This is a genomic window from Streptococcus mitis (assembly GCF_002096735.1).
Lineage (GTDB): Bacteria > Bacillota > Bacilli > Lactobacillales > Streptococcaceae > Streptococcus > Streptococcus mitis_CZ.
In genome coordinates this window covers 180174-197540 of record NZ_NCVC01000017.1, presented here as the reverse complement: position 1 = coordinate 197540, position 17367 = coordinate 180174, and the positions used below count along the sequence as shown (strand labels likewise).

Genomic DNA, 17367 nt, shown 5'->3' with positions numbered 1-17367 from the left:
AAAAAATAAAAGCCAGTATTGCTACTGACTCTTACATCATATTGATTTAATAGGATAAACTTATGCTTCTGGTTTCGTCGTAACTGACTCACTACCTTTTAACAAAGCAAGTAGTTTCTCTGCTTCTGCCATGATGCCATTATTATCCATGGTTTGAAGACTCAGATTATTTCGTAAACCAGATAGGCTCTCTGTCACATTGTCTTTCAAACTAGCATCCGTTACTTTAGCAAGTAGAGCTTCTACTTCTTTGAGTTTGGCTTCTACTTTTTCAGTCTCTACTTGAGGAACTTTATCCTCATCTGTAGTATCTTCAGCTTCTTCCTCTGTCTCTTCCGTATCGGTGCTTGGTTTATACAGATTATCTGCTGAAGGGGTTGAACCTGTATGATTTTCTTTTCCATTGGATTCAGGACGGGTTGACTCGTCTGATTCATGATGATCTTCCTTATCTTCATCAGATTTACTGTCTTTGTCTGCCTTATTTTTACGAACATGGTCACTTGCGTTTCCCCATCCATTATCTGAATGCGGACGTTCGTTTGGATGTTCTACATAGTATTTTACAGTCGCAAAGAGATCCTCTAAACTATAGCCTTTAGGTGCCTCATAAAGTCCTTCGTCAAACCACCCAAATTTAATGTTATGGTAATGGTCGTAATGAGGTATAATTAAGCTACCATTTTTAACTTCAACAGTATGTTGTAGATTGTAAGGAATATGATCAAGTGGAACCTTTTTAGCTGCTTTCACTTTATTATAGATTGCTTCTACTCCTTTAACCTCAGTATTTCCTGAACCCTGATTATCTGTTGAAGGAGGCGTCAAACCTTTCTCTTTAGCATAAGCCTGAGCTGCTGCTCTTTCAGCTTCAGACAAACTCTCTTTCTTAATCCAATGGCTATGGGTCATATGAGGTGTTACATAAGCATCTCCCTCATCACTGGTAATATCACGAGTGTCAAAGATATAGCCATCCTCTGTTGTATACTTACCTGCTAATTTCGCTAATTTAATTTCATCGTCTGCATAAGCAATTTGAGAATTTGGCTTACCAAGACGTTCTGGATGGGTAATTGGTGCTAGGAATGCTAATAAATCATCTACTAATTTTCCTTTATTAGAAGATTCATCATTCAAGCGTTCCGCTAATTTGTCTAAGGCTTGGAAATCAGAAGTACGACCCTTATTTTCAGACAAGGCTTTATGAGCCTCGGCCAATAAATTATATGCTTTATCATAAAATTCTTGGTCACGAGGAACGACATTTTCTTTCTTCGCAACTAGGGCATGTGTCTCTTGAGTTTTCTTAGACAAGAGATTTTCAATGGCGTCAATCTTATCCTTGGCCAGGTCTTTAGCTAGAACATAACGACTGACTCCCTTATCCTCGAAAATATAACCGTCGCCAACTTTTCTAACAACCTGGTTGACATCAAATTCTGTCGGTTTATTTCCCACTGGTGCTTGAGGTTTGGTAGTAGGCGCTGGCTTCAGAGGAGTGACGCTTGGCAAAACACTGCCATTTTGTCCCTTGACAGCTACCATACGAGCCAATTTTTCTTCCAGCGGTGACATTTGGGAATAAGGGATAAAGTGATAATGGTCTCCGTGAGGAACTGCGACACCGTTAGCTGTACGTTTGATGATTTGTGCCGGATCAAAGACTAGACCATCAGATTCTACATGTCGTTCTGACAAAGGTTTGGCATACAATTCACTTAGAAGTGTTGAAATGTCTTCCCCTTGATTTTGATGATATGTTGGGGTGACAGTCAGATTAGGAGTCTCTGTCAAACTTGGTTGGGCTGGTTTAGCATTATCACTACTTGGTTTACTTGAACTTGTAGCAGAATGAGACTGCTTCCCATTCCAATAGGCTTGGGCTGCAGCTAATTCCCCTGCAGACAAAGCGCCTTTTGGTATATAGTGAAAATGGTTGCCGTGCGGTACAATAAAAGCGTCTCCTGTATCTTCAATCACATCTGACGGACTAAAGACATACCCATCATCCGTTGTATAGGCGCCTCCAGTTGCTCTATTCGGTGCCGGCGTATTGAGATTAAAGTTTGGTTTAATCGGTGAACTTGGTGTTGAACTTGGTTTATCTGTACTGCTTGGTTTCGGATTATCAGTATGACTTTGAATTGGCTGACCTCCAATTGGAAGATTTCGAGCCAATTTTTCTTCCAAGGCAGACATTTGTGAGTAAGGAATGAAATGGAAATGATCCCCGTGAGGCACTGCCACACCATTGGCAGTACGTTTTGTAATCTGTGCTGGGTCAAATACTAATCCATCAGACTCCACATGACGTTGGCTAAGTGGCAAAGCGTATAATTCTTGAAGGAGACTAGCTAAATCCTCACTTTGACTTTCAGGAGCTTTGGCAGAATCTTGAGGAGCTTCAGATTGACTCATTCTCACACTAGATCTTGTTTCAGCTCTACTTGAACGATATTCAACCGTACTTAATTGGCCACCTTTCCCAGATAAGAAGGCTTGGGCAGCAGCTAATTCACTGGCAGACAAATCACTCTTCGGAATATAGTGGAAGTGATTGCCATGAGGAACGATATAGGCATCACCCGTGTCCTCAATGATATCAGATGCATTGAAGATATACCCATCATCCGTTGTATAACGGCCTTGAGCTCTGGCTGCAACTACTGCCTGATCGTTAGAGCCACCCCCGTGATTACTACTGTGTTCTTGCTTCTGACGTTTAATCTCTTCTTTTGTACGAATATTGTCCGCATGGGCGGCATCCTTGAGGTAAACATAGTATTTCTCGTCTACCTTAATGACATAACCACCCTTGATTTCATTGACAATGTCTGAATCCTTCAACTGATAATTCGGATCTTTCATGAGGAGTTCTTCACTGATGATGGCATCATAAGGAACCTTGCCATTATAGTAATGATAATGATCTCCATGAGAGGTCACATAACCTTGATCCGTAATCTTGATAACAATTTGCTCGGCGTTGATTCCCTCTCTCTTACTGACTTCATCAGGTGTCAAGTTCTCTGCCTTTTGACCAGCCTGATCACCATCTATATAAGCTACTCGATTAGAATCTTTCTTAATTTGACTAGCTTGGTAACGACCAAGTTCATAGGAACAAATGCTTATGGCAAGGACTGCCACCGAACCCGCCACATATTTTTTATTGATTTTCATTCTTTCCTCATTTCAATTCTTCTGCTAAAACACTCATATTTTCTTCAAGATTTTCTAAATAGGTCTTGTCATTTTGTGGATCTGCCTCTAAAGGATTCAGAGTTTTAAGACCCACACCCGTTGATTTGACAAGAGTTTCAGCTACTTTTGAAGAAGCATTACTTTCTGTAAAAATCGTCTTAACCTTATAGGTCTTAACAAATTCCTGAATTTCTGTTAGTTGTCTTGGACTTGGTTCTTGTTCAGGAGAGATACCTGCAATACCAAGCTGATTAAGTCCAAATCGTTTAGCAAGATAAGAAAAGGCTGTATGTTGTGTTACAAATGTCTTCTGACTCGCTTTTTCAAATTTAGGCTGGAATTTCTGAGTTAATTCTTGAGCTTTTTTGATAAAGGCTTGCGCATTTTTTTGATAAGTTTCTTTGTGTTCACTATCAACTTCTGAAAGTTTATCAGCGATAATCTGAGCTTCTTCGCCAGCTTTTTCAGGATCTAACCATGTGTGAGGATCATAAAGCGTTTTTTCATCAACTCCATCACCTGCTTCCACATCTTCTAGCCCTGGGACGCGGTCTAAGGTCATTCCTTCAGAAGCCTCTAAAACCTTAACTTTGGATTTTTTTAGATTGGGATCCAGACTTCCTGCCCAAGATTCAAGCGTATGCGAATGGTAAACAAAGACATCTGCATCATAGATGGCCGCGATGTCATTTGCCGAAGGTTCAAAGGAGTGAATTCCACTACTTGACTGAATCATTCGAACATCATTCAAATCACCAGATACTTCCTTGACCATAGCATAGATAGGATAAAAACTAGTTACAATTTTCATCCCTTTACCTGACTGGCTTTCCTTTTGCCCACAAGCACTTAAACACAAAAGAAAGACACTTAACAATACTAAAAATAAACTTTTTTTCTTCATAGATAACTCCTTAACTATTTAATTAACTGGTAAACAGTTTACTCCTAAAAATTTAATCTGTCAAGCTATTTTTAGAAAAAATTTGAAATTTCTTTCACATATAAAAATCTGCTGAGTTTCAATAACTCAACAGATTCTCACTTTATTCTTCTATGGTAGAATGCTTATAGCCATAAGAAAAGTAAATGATACTTCCTATCAACAATGCAACTAGGAAAGCAATCCAGGTTTCCATATTATACTGCAACATAAAGGATAAACAAATGATGATTGATAAAATAGGTAATAAGGGTACTAATGGTGTTTTAAATTCTCCAGCTTTGGGCATTCCTTTTTCTTTCCGTAAACGAATCAGACCATAAGCCAGCATGATCAAGTAGGCCAAGGTACAAATATTTAAGAAGGCTGCGATACTAGCAAGAGGGAACATTCCTGCTGCTACTGCTGAAGCTAGACCGGTCAAGATAGTAGCATTTTTTGGTACCTTGCTTGTTTTGGTTAGTTCTTTAAAGGTAGCAGGCATCAAGCCGTCACGCGCTAAACTGTAAATCATACGCGATAGGGCATAGGTCATCGAGATACAAACCGTAATCAAGGTCAAAATAGCCACTAATGACACATAGTTGGCTGCCCAACTAATCCCAATGCTGCGAAGAGCAAAGGCAACGGCATCGTCGACATTTAGGTGACTATAGTGAACCACACCAGTCAAAACAAGAGTCACCAAGGCATAAAGAATAGTTACGATAGAAAGCGATAAGACAATCCCTCTAGGAATATTTTTTTGAGGAGTCTTGACCTCATCTACAGCCATAGAGATGGATTCAAACCCCAAAAAACCAAAGAACATCAAGGACGCCCCAGCCATAATACCCGTACTAGCACCATATATTTGGCCAAAACCATAAGGGGCAAAATTACTCCAGTTATCAAGTTTGATATGCCAAATTCCTACTAAAACAAAGAGAGCTAAAGCGGAAAATTTCAAAATCACTAGAATAGAATTAAAGCGTAAGGCCGCCTTAGCATTAAGTAAAACCAGCGAGGTAACTAGAACCAAGACAAGAATAGGCAATAAATCAACAAATGTCCCTGCTTGAGGATTAAAGGTACCATTTAAAACCTGAGGAAGGGCTATCCCGTATTGAGAGAGCAAGCCTTTAAAATAAGCTGCCCAACCCGAAGCCACACCAGATATGGCTGTCATGAATTCCATCATGGTTAACCAACCAGCCAACCAAGCTGGGAATTCTCCTAAAATAGCATAGAGATAGCTGTAGGCACCACCTGTAGCGGGTACTCGCGAAGCAAATTCTGCAAAAAAGAGGGCTGATAATCCCACACACAAGGCAGAAATGACGATTGAAATCACTAGCGCTGGACCCGCTAGAGTTGCGGCTGCAGTACCTGTTATAGTAAAGACACCTGTCCCTACCATGGCTCCGATACCTAACAAAATCAAATCCCATAACTTCAAATGCCTGTGCATCTCCGTTTTATCCAAACTAACATTCTTTGTTCTAAATATATTCATCTTTGACTCCAAAATAAAATGATGATTCTATTTTACCATAAATATAGGACATTTGTGAATATTTATAAAATGTTTTTCTAAAAAAAACTGACTACTCTCTTGTAATCAGATTTTTATCGATTCTAGTTCATTTCTTTAAAGGCTACTTCTGCATCCGAATTGCTGATAGCACCAAATTGAATCTTTCCAATCTTTCCTTGACTGTCAATTAGGTATTCTGTAGGAATGCTTCGAATTTGATAAGCTTGGAATGTGGTTGCTTTTGTGTCATAAAGAACTGGGATATCCTTATAACCTTGATCTTGGAACCATTGTGGGAATTGCTCAACAGTTTTTTCACCTTGAATTCCTGGTGCAATAACAGTAAGAATTTCGAAGTCACGATCTTGTTTTGCAGCTAATTCCATCAACTCAGGCATACTTTTTTTACATGGACCACACCATGAAGCCCAAAACTTCAAATAAACCTTTTTACCCTTATAATCAGATAACTTCACTTCTTTGCCATCCATTGATTGCAAGGTAAAATCTGGCGCCTCTTTCCCAACAGCAATTTGTTGTACAGTCGCTTGTTGCTGCTGTTTTGGGGCTTGTTCTGGTGCTTGACTCTTTTTAGTCTCTTCCTCACCACAAGCTATCAATACAACTAATGACAAGAGGCTTAAGCCAGCAAACATTACTTTTTTCATCTTTTTCTCCTTTATTCAAAAATTCCAGCTAGAACATTTACTTGTCCTAATAGTAACAAAATTCCCATTAAAATAATAAGGAAACCACCAATTTTCTTTAGTAGCATCATATGACGTTTAATTTTACTAAAATATGGCATAACTACGCCTGAAGCTAGTGCCAAAACCAAGAAAGGAATGGCCATCCCCAGAGTGTAAATCAAGGTATAGATTGCACCTTGCCAAGCACCATTACCTCCAGAAGCGGCAAGCGCTAAAACAGAACTTAAAACTGGACCAATACAAGGCGTCCAACCAAAGCTAAAAGTAATACCGAGTAAAAAGGCTGACCAATAACGATTGGCTTCTGATTTCTTAAAAGTAAAGCTTTTTTGAACCTCTAATTTCTTAAAATGAAAAATTTCCATCTGGTGAAGGCCTAAAATGATGATAATCGTTCCCATGGTATAGCGAAACCAATTGGCATAGAGAATATTACCAAGGTAACCAGCACCAAATCCTAAGATAAAGAAAATGAGAGAGATACCTGCAATAAAGCAAAGCGTTCGAATCAAACCTGACCAAGCGACTTTCCTTCCAAACAGAGAGAAGCTTTTTGCACTTTCCTGATCATCCAATAAAATTCCAGCATAGACTGGTAGAAGAGGAAAAATACAAGGAGAAAAAAAGGATAAAACACCCGCTAGAAAAACAGAGATTGAAAATACTATCGTTTCCAATAAAGAACCAACTTTCTTAATAATTCATATCCTATTTTACTATAATCAATTTCATTTGTATGATTTCTGCTACGCAATTTGAATTAGCCAATATTTGAAATATTTGTTCCGGTACTAGTTCATTCAGATTCTGGCCCCTTTTTTGCCCTCTATACACAAAAAAGCCTACTGACCAAGCTAGAAAGCTTGATACAATAGGCTTTTTAAAGGCTGATTATTTAACAGCGTCTTTAAGAGCTTTACCAGCTTTGAATGCTGGTACTTTAGAAGCAGCAATTGTGATTTCTTTACCAGTTTGTGGGTTGCGACCTTTACGTGCAGCACGCTCACGAACTTCAAAGTTACCAAAACCAATCAATTGAACTTTTTCACCAGCTGCAAGGTAGTCAGCTACTGCTGAGAATACAGCTTCAACTGCTGCTGCTGAGTCTTTCTTAGTCAATTCTGTAGCTTCTGCTACTTTAGCGATCAAATCTTGTTTGTTTGCCATGTTAATGATTCCTCCAATTTTATTTCTAATTAACAAATATAATCATATCCTAAAATCCCTTTTAGGTCAAGTTAAAAACGCTATTTCTTCCCATTTTATTTATTTTTTTAAGAGTAGTAACGTACTAAAATAGCCCAAGCGTTCTCACCCGTGTGAGTTTGAATAATAGAGCCCGTTTCCAAAACTGAAATTGGCTTTTCAACATAAGCTTGTAAGCTTTCTTTCATCTCTTTGGCCCAATCAGCACTGCCAGAATATGAAATTCCAATCTCTGCTACAGAACGTTCAGAGAGCGACATTATCAACTCATCTAACCATTTTTTAAAAGTTTTAGCTCCACGACCTTTAACGATTGGCTGCAATTCATGGTCTTTCATCTGCATGACAACACGTATATTGAGAAGTGAGCTCAACAATCCAGTTACACGGCCAATTCGTCCACCTTTAACAAGATTTTCCAAAGTCGAAACACCAATATAGAGTTCTGTGTGGTTTTTAACCTCTTCTACATGAGATAAAATTGCCTCCATATCTTTTCCTTCTTGTGCTAACTTCGCAGCCTCAACAACCTGGAATTTCAGGGCTTGGTCAGTGAAGGAACTATCAATAACTGTCACGTCGGCAGTAGATAAACTAGCACCCTGTCGCGCTGCTTCTACAGTACCAGAAAGAGCATGGGACATATGAATAGCAAGAATCTGGCTACCATCCTTGCATAGGTCTTCAAAAACTTCAGCGAAGACACCTACAGGGGGCTGGCTTGTTTTCGGGAGGTTCTTACTTGCTTGCATCAACTGAAGAAATTTACCTTCTTCTTTCAAATCCGCATCAGAATAAACAACGTTATCAATCATTACAGATAAAGGAACAACAGTGATATCTAATTGTTTTACTAGTTCAGGTTCAATAGTAACAGATGAATCGGTTACAATCTTAATTTTTGTCATAGTATCAATCTTTCTATTTTAGGATTCAGATTGGTTTTCTTACTTTTAATTATATCAAAAAAAGATTAAAAATCCTAATGGAGTCAATCAAATTTTCCTTAAAAATTTGATATAATCTACTTATAAGAAAAGAGGTCCCTATGATTAAAAAAATTTACCCCATTTTAACCATTTTATTAGGAGCTGCTATTTATGCTTTTGGTCTAACTTATTTTGTAGTTCCCCATCATCTCTTTGAAGGAGGGGCAACAGGTATTACTCTCATCACCTTTTATCTTTTTAAAATCCCCGTTTCTCTCATGAACCTGCTGATTAATATTCCCCTTTTCATCCTAGCTTGGAAGATTTTTGGAGCAAAATCTCTCTATTCTAGTTTACTAGGAACCTTAGCTTTGTCCGCCTGGTTGGCTTTTTTTGAGCGTATTCCCCTTCATATTGATCTTCAAGGTGATTTACTGATCACAGCCCTTATAGCTGGGATTCTATTGGGAATTGGTCTTGGAATTATTTTTAATGCTGGAGGTACAACAGGGGGAACTGATATTTTAGCTCGTATTCTCAATAAATACACTCATATATCTATGGGGAAACTGCTCTTTATCTTAGATTTTTGTATTCTCATGCTTATTCTCCTAATCTTCAAGGATTTGAGATTGGTTTCCTACACGCTCTTATTTGATTTTATCGTTTCGCGTGTCATTGATTTGATTGGTGAAGGTGGCTATGCAGGTAAAGGATTTATGATTATTACAAAACGTCCTGACCAACTTGCTAAGGCGATTAATGATGACCTAGGAAGAGGCGTTACTTTCATCTCAGGTCAAGGTTATTATAGTCGAGAAGATTTAAAAATCATTTACTGTATTGTCGGAAGAAATGAAATTGTAAAAATGAAGGAAATGATTCATCGAATCGATCCTCAAGCCTTTATAACTATTACAGAAGCCCATGAAATCCTAGGAGAAGGATTCACCTTTGAAAAAGAATAAAAAGAGGTAATGTACTGAATTGATTTCTTTTAGAATCTACAATAATAACGTGAAACAATGATAATTTCTCCATCAAAGTAATCCTTTAAAATCTTCTGTCGTGATAGTATCGAATTGACTACTAAAATCAAGAAGATATAATTCCTCTACACCCTCTCGTTTTAACTTTCTTTCACGTTCAGCAGAGTTCAAAATATGCAAAAACAATTCCGAATGATAAGGCTCTAAAGCAATCTTTAAAGATTCATTAAACATCATAACCACGATAGGCAACAAATCCTTCCTCGTAGCCTTGTTGGTAACACGAAATAATTCTTTATCAGATAGTTTGCCAATATCTTTGTGGTTTTTATAGAAATAGTAGTAAATATAAAATAATTATTTCATAATGATATCTATTTCTGTAACAGAAAATCTGAAACATAATTTTTACCTGAAGTTTAACATTGTAGAAAGTTCATTTTTTTGAAATGATGATAAAGTACAATATATTGAGGTAAGAATTTTAAAGCCAGAAAAACGCATTATATCAGGTACTTAAAAACTTGATACAATGCGTTTATTTAATATGAAAAGATCTACTGAATTCTTTAGAAATGAACTTCCAGCAGTCTTTTCACTTTTTATTAATAAGTTCCTTCTTCACCTTGACTAGTCAAGATAACAGGTCCATCTTTTGTAATGACAAATTGGTGTTCATATTGACAAGATAGACCACCGTCAATGGTCTTATGCGCCCAACCAGTTTTCATATCTGTATCAATTTCCCAGTCACCTGTATTGATCATTGGTTCAATAGTCAAGACCATTCCTTCACGAAGACGGAGTCCTCGACCTGCAATACCATAGTTAGGAACCATTGGTTCTTCGTGCATGGTTGGGCCAACACCATGACCAACCAAATCACGCACTACACCGTATCCACGACTTTCAGCGTATTCTTGAATCGCTGCTCCAATATCACCGATACGGTTTCCAACAACAGCCTGCTCAATCCCCTTGTACATGGCTTCTTTAGTTACATCCATCAAGTTTTTCACTTCTTCGGACGGTGTACCGACAGCATAAGCCCAACAAGAGTCTGCTAGACCACCAGAATAGCTCTGAGTGTATTTCTTCATTTGATCCACATTGTTGAAGTTTAATTTTGAGACATTCAGGTCAGATTTAGCAATTGGGCCTCCCAAAACCATATCAACCTTGAGCAAATCACCATCTTTCAAAATATAGTGACGAGGGAAAGCGTGAGCTACTTCATCGTTTAAAGAGCAGCAGGTAGCATAAGGATAGTCCATCATAGCACCGTCAACTCCAATCTGAAGCGGAAGGAAATTTTCTTCTTTACAACGACGGCGAACGTATTCTTCAACTTCCCACATATCTACGCCTGGCTTAATCAAATCACGCAAGCCGATATGAATACTTGCTAGAAAATCACCGGCCTTATCCATAGCTTCGATTTCACGAGCTGATTTTAATGTTATCATTTTTTCTCCTAGTTTCTAATTAATTTTAACAGTCACATTTGCCTTTGAAACAATCTGATGACCATGATAAATATCGTAGTCAATAATAGCTGACCGTCTCGTATGATGGATAATGCGTGCTTGAATGCGCAATCTATCATCTATCTGAACCGCTTGCAAAAAATAGATTAGCATCTGCTCAATAATGAGATTTCGACCACTATTCACAACAAAATCTTGAGTCATGTGGGTCAGAATTTCTGCCAATACACCATTAGCCAAAACACCGTTCTTCTCTAGCATAAAGGGTTCCACTGTAATCACTACTTCATCATGGTGATAAGAAAGTTTTTGACCAATCTGCTCAGAAAAAGTTGGTAGAGCCGAAACTTGGGAACGACTCATCTTCTCCATGACATCTCGTCGTGTCACAACTCCAAGCAAGGTTTGATTATTCCGAACAACCGGTACCATTTCAAAGTCTTCAGCAATCATCCGTTGACTCACATTGGCAATATTTGTCGATAATCCAACTAAAAATAGACTACGAGACATGACCTTATCAATTGTCGTGCTTGGTGATTTATCACCAGCATCTCTCATAGTTACAACTCCAATAACAACCTGATGTTGATTAATAACAGGGAAACGGCTGCTACGATTCTTACGAACTAAGTCCAAATAATCTTTGACTGTGTCGGTTTCTCTCAGAAAACCATACTCATGACTTGGGCGATAAAGTTTCTCAACTGTCAGAATATCAGTCTTGATTTGTACATTTGACAGGGCTTTATTGATCATGGTCGCAATGGTAAAAGTGTCATTCTTACTTCTCAGAACTGGAATTCCTTTTTGATTGGCCAGTTTAAGCACATCATCATGAACCTGAAATCCACCTGTAACCAGAACTGCATTTTCATTTTCCAGCGCTAGTAATTGGATACGAGTACGATCTCCGACAATCAGGAGCCCACCATCGTGAAGGTAGGACAAGATATTTTGTTCAGTCATGGCACCGATTGAAAATTTACTAAATTCTCTCTCTAAACCTTCTTGCCCAGCCAAAACCTCAGAAGAAGTCACTTCTGCAATTTCAGCAAATGTTAATCTTTCGATAGCAACTTTCTGAGATTTGACTCGGATAGTACCACTTCTTGGGCGAGTCTCTACAATTCCACGATTTTCAGCTTCTTTAATGGCCCGATAGGCCGTTCCATCACTGACTCCCAGATGGTTTGAAATGCTACGAACACTGACCCTTTTACCTACTGGTAATTCCTCCAAATAGCTTAGAATTTCCTGATGTTTACTCATTGAATTCTCCTTTTACATACCGAAATTCAAGATAATCCCGCATTTTTCTTGTGTAGCGATCACTTCCCTTAAACTGACGGAACAAACGAAATCCAGCCTTAAGAGCAACTCTTTGGCTAGCTTCATTTTCAAGGTGGGTAATGATAGATAATTGTTTTAAGCCAAATTCCTCAAAAGAAAGCTGACAGAGTTTTTTAACAACTTCTGTCATGAAACCTTGACACCATACATCTTTTCTCAAAAAATAACCAAGTTCTGCTTCTTTTTTAATTTCATCTAGCTTCTCAAACTTAATTGAACCAATCATTTTTTCAGTTTTCTTGTCACAAATAGCCCATACACCTAAAGGAGCCTTCATAAAATAATTGGCCAGTGCATATTGACTCTCCTCCAGACTAGCTTGACTTGGAAAAATGAATTGTAAATTTTCTGGATTTGAAGCTATCTCATGGAAGTCCTTACTATCACTAAAAAAGAAAGGACGCAAATACAAGCGATCCGTTTCAAAAAAAGAAAACATTGCTAATTTGGTCCAAATATTCATAAACACCTCTACGGTTTATTCTTCAACAAGTGTAATATCCGCTCCTAGATTACGTAATTTTTCAATAATATCTGAATAACCACGTAAGATGAACTCAATATTTGTAATTTCAGTTTTACCTTCAGCCATCAAACCAGCAATGACAAGTGCGGCCCCAGCTCTAAGGTCAGTAGCTTTTACATTTGCTCCACGTAAACTACGTCCACCGGTATATAAGATATGGTCATTTGTAGTCGTAATATCTGCATCCATCTTTGCTAGTTCATAAACATGATTTACTCGTTTTTCATAAATGGTATCAATAATGGTACCACGCCCCTCTGCTGTTAACAAGAGAGGAGTAATTGGTTGTTGTAAGTCAGTAGCAAAGCCTGGGTAAGGAGCTGTCTTAATATTGATTGCTTTCAAATTAGACTGTTCTTCGACAAAAATACTGTCTTCAGATACAGTCATTCTCACTCCCATTTCTTCCAACTTAGCGATGAATCCCTCTAAGTGTTCATAAAGAACATTATTAATACGAATTCCCTTACCAACTGCAGCAGCTAAAGAAATATATGTTCCTGCTTCAATACGATCTGGAATCACCTGATGACGGGTTCCGTGTAATCTTTCAACACCATCAATAATGATAATATTAGTTCCTGCCCCACGGATATGGGCACCCATATTATTCAAGAGAGTTGCAACATCAATAATCTCAGGCTCACGGGCTGCATTTTCAATAATAGTACGCCCATTTGCTTTAACCGCAGCAATCATCGTATTAATCGTCGCACCGACACTAACCGTATCCATGTAAATACTTGCACCATGAAGTCCTGTTACTTTAGCAGATAACTTCATGTTATCTCCCTCATAGCTAACAGTAGCTCCCATAGCTTCAAAAGCCTTAAGATGTAGATCAATAGGGCGAGGTCCCAAATCACATCCACCAGGTAAGCCAACAGTGGCTTCACCAAAGCGACCTAAAAGACTTCCATAAAAATAATAAGATGCACGAAGACTATTGATTTTTCCATAAGGCATTGGAATATTTTGAACACCTCTTGGATCAATCTCTAACACATCGTCATAACGCTTAACAGTAGCCCCCATTAACTCCATAATTTCGACAAGACTAGCAACATCGGAAATATCTGGAACACAATCCAAAGTCACCACATCATCTGCCAAAATAATAGCTGGAATCAAAGCTACTACACTATTTTTTGCGCCACTAATGGTAATCTCACCTTGCAGAGGCAAGCCACCATTGATAACAATTTTTCTCATTTTAAATTTTTTATACTCTTTCAAAATTTCTAAAAAGGTCCTACGTTAAAGTATATCATAAATTCACCCTTTTTTCCATCATTTTCAATTATATTAGCTGAATCGTATTTATTAGTAAATGAGCTGTCTTGAAATGTTTTGCCCCCTAAATAGAAAAATAGCCCTTCGGATAAAATCCGAGGGGCTAGAAACGTTGTTAAATCAACGGCCGAACTTTTGAATTTCAAGGTTCGGGATAAAATAGTTCACTGAACTATTTTATTTTTTAAGGTTGTAGAATGATTTCAATCCACGGTATTCAGCTACTTCACCAAGTTGGTCTTCGATGCGAAGCAATTGGTTGTATTTAGCGATACGGTCTGTACGTGAAAGTGAACCAGTCTTGATTTGTCCTGCGTTAGTTGCAACTGCGATGTCAGCGATTGTTGAATCTTCAGTTTCACCTGAACGGTGTGATACAACTGCAGTGTAACCAGCTTCTTTCGCCATTTCGATAGCTTCAAAAGTTTCAGTAAGAGTACCGATTTGGTTAACTTTGATAAGGATTGAGTTAGCAGCACCTTCTTGGATACCACGTGCAAGGTAGTCAGTGTTTGTTACGAAGAAGTCGTCACCAACAAGTTGTACTTTCTTACCAAGACGTTCAGTAAGAGCTTTCCAACCGTCCCAGTCGTTTTCATCCATACCATCTTCAATAGTGATAATTGGGTATTTGTTAACCAATTCTTCAAGGTAGTCGATTTGTTCTGCAGATGTACGAACAGCGGCGCCTTCACCTTCAAATTTAGTGTAGTCATAAACTTTACGTTCTTTATCGTAGAATTCTGATGAAGCACAGTCAAATCCGATAAATACGTCTTTACCTGGAACATATCCAGCAGCTTCGATCGCAGCAAGGATAGTTTCAACACCGTCTTCAGTTCCTTCGAAACGAGGAGCGAATCCACCTTCGTCACCTACGGCAGTTTCCAAACCACGTGATTTAAGGATTTTCTTAAGAGCGTGGAAGATTTCAGCACCGTAACGAAGAGCTTCTTTAAATGTTGGCGCACCAACTGGCAAGATCATGAACTCTTGGAAAGCGATTGGAGCGTCAGAGTGAGAACCACCGTTGATGATGTTCATCATTGGAGTTGGAAGAACTTTAGTGTTGAATCCACCAAGGTAGCTGTAAAGTGGGATTTCAAGGTAGTCAGCAGCAGCACGAGCTACAGCGATAGACACACCAAGGATTGCGTTTGCACCCAATTTACCTTTGTTAGGAGTACCGTCAAGAGCGATCATAGCACGGTCGATAGCTTGTTGATCACGTACATCGTAGCCGATGATAGCTTCAGCAATGATGTTGTTTACGTTGTCAACAGCCTTTTGTGTACCAAGACCACCGTAACGAGATTTGTCACCGTCGCGAAGTTCAACTGCTTCGTGTTCACCAGTAGAAGCTCCTGATGGAACCATACCACGTCCGAAAGCACCTGATTCAGTGTAAACTTCTACTTCAAGTGTTGGGTTACCGCGTGAGTCTAGGACTTCGCGAGCGTAAACATCAGTAATAATTGACATTTTTTACTCTCCTTATGAGTTAAATTTTTTACACCTCTATAATACCTTAAAACCCCTCCTTTTTCAAGAAAAAACGTTATCTTTGTGCAAATTTTCCTTAACTTTATAAAGTAATCGCTTTCTTTTGTCTGTTTTATTCTAACTTTTATGATATACTGTTTTCATGACAGATTTATCAAAACAATTACTTGAAAAAGCTCATGGTGGGCCGAAATTAAATCCAGATGAGCAAAGACGCTATCTTGGCACTTTTGAGGAAAGAGTTCTTGGATATGCAGATATTGACACAGCAAATAGCCCTCAGTTAGAAAAAGGCTTTTTATCTATTTTAGAAAACCTTCAGGAAAAAGCAGAGCCACTATTTGTAAAGATTTCTCCAAATATCGAATTTGACAAGCAAGTTTTCTACTTAAAAGAAGCTAAAGAAACTGATAGTCAAGCTACCATCGTATCTGAAGAGCATACTTCTTCTCCTTTTGGCTTGATTATCCATAGCAATGCACCAGTACAAGTAGAAGAAAAGGACCTTCGACTTGCTTTTGCAAAACTTTGGGAAGATAAAAAGGAAGAACCAGCCAAAACATCCATCTGGAAGAAATGGTTTGGCTAAATCTTGTGCATATTTAATAAATACCCTATATTGGCAGCCGTGTGCTCCAAATAGAGACTGGCATTTTTCAAACTATCTTCTAAAGGTTCGCTTTTCTCTAAAATAGAAAAGGCAGCTTGGATATTTTCAAATGGTAGGGAAGGTAAATCTTCAGCAAGACTACCACAAATAGCAATGACAGGAACTCCGACAGGGGTTCTTTTTGCTACGCCTATCGGAGCTTTACCTGCTAGGCTTTGACGATCTAGCCTTCCTTCTCCTACAACAACCAAGTCAGCATGTGAAACTTTCTTATCAAAGTTGATTAAGTCCAGGCAGGTATCAATTCCAGACACGATATTTGCCTGAGCAAAGGCACACAAACCGCCAGCAAGACCTCCCCCAGCTCCTGCTCCTTTAATTTCCAATGTTGCAGGTGAGATTTTTTCATAAAAATCTTGGATTGCCTGATCTACAACTTCAAACATAGTAGAATCTAGGCCTTTTTGTTTGCCAAAAGTGTAAGTCGCACCTTGATGACCACATAAGGGACTCGCGACATCTGCTAAAATACGAATTTGCACATCTTCTGGAATTTCATAGCGATTTTCTGTTGACATAGAAGCTAAGTTTGATAAGGATTGACCGCAAGCAGGCAAGACATTTCCATCCCTATCATAAAATCGATAACCTAAACCAGTAGCGATCCCAATTCCTCCGTCATTACTGGCCGTGCCACCAACGCCGATATAGATTTCTTTAATCCCTTGAGCAATGAGATGACGAATCAACTCTCCAATACCACAAGTTTGGATTTGAAGTGGATTTCGTTTCTCTAGCGGAATTTTTCCAAGGCCAACCAAGTCGGCAACTTCAAATAGTGCCAGTTGACTTTTTTGAAAATAGCGCATGGATTCTTTTTGTCCAAAAGGTCCTGTCACTTGGATCCATTTTTCTTCAAGGTCAAGAGAATGTCGAATGGAATCTACTGTACCTTCGCCACCATCACCAACAGGGCAGAGGAGGCATTCTACATCTACTATCGATTGTTGGAAGCCTCTTTTTATTGCTTCAGCTACCTGTTGAGCTGTCAAGCTTTCCTTAAATGAATCTGGTGCAATTACAATCTTCATATTT

The 17367-nt window shown here is 38.6% G+C and carries 15 protein-coding genes and 1 pseudogene; 2 read left to right on the top strand and 14 right to left on the bottom strand.

The annotated features are described in order from the left end of the window. Positions 1 to 60: 60 nt before the first annotated feature. The 7 genes from B7703_RS08010 to B7703_RS07980 all read right to left on the bottom strand — a co-directional run bounded on the left by B7703_RS08010 (position 61) and on the right by B7703_RS07980 (position 8490). Positions 61 to 3186 (bottom strand): pneumococcal-type histidine triad protein, encoded by a 3126-nt coding sequence (locus tag B7703_RS08010; protein ID WP_084924365.1) that lies wholly within the window; start codon positions 3184 to 3186, stop codon positions 61 to 63. Positions 3187 to 3193: 7 nt separating this feature from the next. Then, the gene (gene adcAII / locus B7703_RS08005) at positions 3194 to 4111 is read right to left on the bottom strand and encodes a zinc-binding lipoprotein AdcAII (RefSeq protein WP_084924363.1); all 918 of its coding nucleotides are present in this window, start codon (positions 4109 to 4111) and stop codon (positions 3194 to 3196) included. A 142-nt stretch (positions 4112 to 4253) separates the two neighbouring features. Then, on the bottom strand, positions 4254 to 5645 hold the full coding sequence (locus B7703_RS08000; RefSeq protein WP_084924362.1) for an APC family permease: 1392 nt from the start codon (positions 5643 to 5645) through the stop codon (positions 4254 to 4256). Between the two features lie 122 nt (positions 5646 to 5767). After that, positions 5768 to 6334, bottom strand: coding sequence for a thiol-disulfide oxidoreductase-associated lipoprotein SdbB (gene sdbB / locus B7703_RS07995; RefSeq protein ID WP_084924360.1), 567 nt, complete (start codon positions 6332 to 6334; stop codon positions 5768 to 5770). 11 nt (positions 6335 to 6345) lie between these two features. Then, entirely contained in the window at positions 6346 to 7053 is a 708-nt protein-coding gene (gene ccdA2, locus B7703_RS07990) for a thiol-disulfide oxidoreductase-associated membrane protein CcdA2 (protein ID WP_060628265.1), read from the bottom strand. Positions 7054 to 7267: 214 nt separating this feature from the next. Further along, complete coding sequence (locus tag B7703_RS07985; protein ID WP_001284642.1) at positions 7268 to 7543, bottom strand: HU family DNA-binding protein; 276 nt, start codon at positions 7541 to 7543, stop codon at positions 7268 to 7270. Positions 7544 to 7650: 107 nt separating this feature from the next. Continuing rightward, positions 7651 to 8490 (bottom strand): DegV family protein, encoded by an 840-nt coding sequence (locus tag B7703_RS07980; RefSeq protein ID WP_084924358.1) that lies wholly within the window; start codon positions 8488 to 8490, stop codon positions 7651 to 7653. Positions 8491 to 8630: 140 nt separating this feature from the next. Here B7703_RS07980 and B7703_RS07975 point away from each other — a divergent pair, with 140 nt between their 5' ends. Further along, positions 8631 to 9479 (top strand): YitT family protein, encoded by an 849-nt coding sequence (locus B7703_RS07975; RefSeq protein WP_084924357.1) that lies wholly within the window; start codon positions 8631 to 8633, stop codon positions 9477 to 9479. Between the two features lie 87 nt (positions 9480 to 9566). Here B7703_RS07975 and B7703_RS07970 read toward each other — a convergent pair. The 6 genes and pseudogenes from B7703_RS07970 to eno all read right to left on the bottom strand — a co-directional run. Next, positions 9567 to 9848, bottom strand: a pseudogene (locus B7703_RS07970) (nucleotidyl transferase family protein); the annotation flags it as partial. 257 nt (positions 9849 to 10105) lie between these two features. Continuing rightward, positions 10106 to 10966 (bottom strand): methionyl aminopeptidase, encoded by an 861-nt coding sequence (locus B7703_RS07965; protein ID WP_000631537.1) that lies wholly within the window; start codon positions 10964 to 10966, stop codon positions 10106 to 10108. Positions 10967 to 10981: 15 nt separating this feature from the next. Further along, the gene (gene spxR / locus B7703_RS07960) at positions 10982 to 12259 is read right to left on the bottom strand and encodes a CBS-HotDog domain-containing transcription factor SpxR (protein ID WP_084924354.1); all 1278 of its coding nucleotides are present in this window, start codon (positions 12257 to 12259) and stop codon (positions 10982 to 10984) included. Further along, on the bottom strand, positions 12252 to 12803 hold the full coding sequence (locus B7703_RS07955) for a GNAT family N-acetyltransferase (RefSeq protein ID WP_084924353.1): 552 nt from the start codon (positions 12801 to 12803) through the stop codon (positions 12252 to 12254). The genes spxR and B7703_RS07955 overlap by 8 nt, the downstream gene beginning before the upstream one ends. A gap of 15 nt (positions 12804 to 12818) precedes the next feature. Beyond that, a complete protein-coding gene (locus B7703_RS07950; RefSeq protein WP_084924352.1) occupies positions 12819 to 14078 on the bottom strand; it encodes a UDP-N-acetylglucosamine 1-carboxyvinyltransferase in 1260 nt (419 codons plus the stop codon). Between the two features lie 258 nt (positions 14079 to 14336). Beyond that, positions 14337 to 15641, bottom strand: a complete 1305-nt coding sequence (eno, locus tag B7703_RS07940; protein WP_000022813.1) for a surface-displayed alpha-enolase — start codon at positions 15639 to 15641, stop codon at positions 14337 to 14339. A gap of 163 nt (positions 15642 to 15804) precedes the next feature. Between eno and B7703_RS07935 the strand changes: the two genes are divergently transcribed. Beyond that, positions 15805 to 16251: a YueI family protein gene (locus tag B7703_RS07935; protein ID WP_084924350.1), complete on the top strand. Its 447-nt coding sequence runs from the start codon at positions 15805 to 15807 to the stop codon at positions 16249 to 16251. On the opposite strand, the gene B7703_RS07930 is transcribed toward B7703_RS07935, so the two are convergent. Then, on the bottom strand, positions 16248 to 17363 hold the full coding sequence (locus B7703_RS07930; protein WP_084924348.1) for a glycerate kinase: 1116 nt from the start codon (positions 17361 to 17363) through the stop codon (positions 16248 to 16250). The genes B7703_RS07935 and B7703_RS07930 overlap by 4 nt on opposite strands. Positions 17364 to 17367 lie beyond the last annotated feature (4 nt).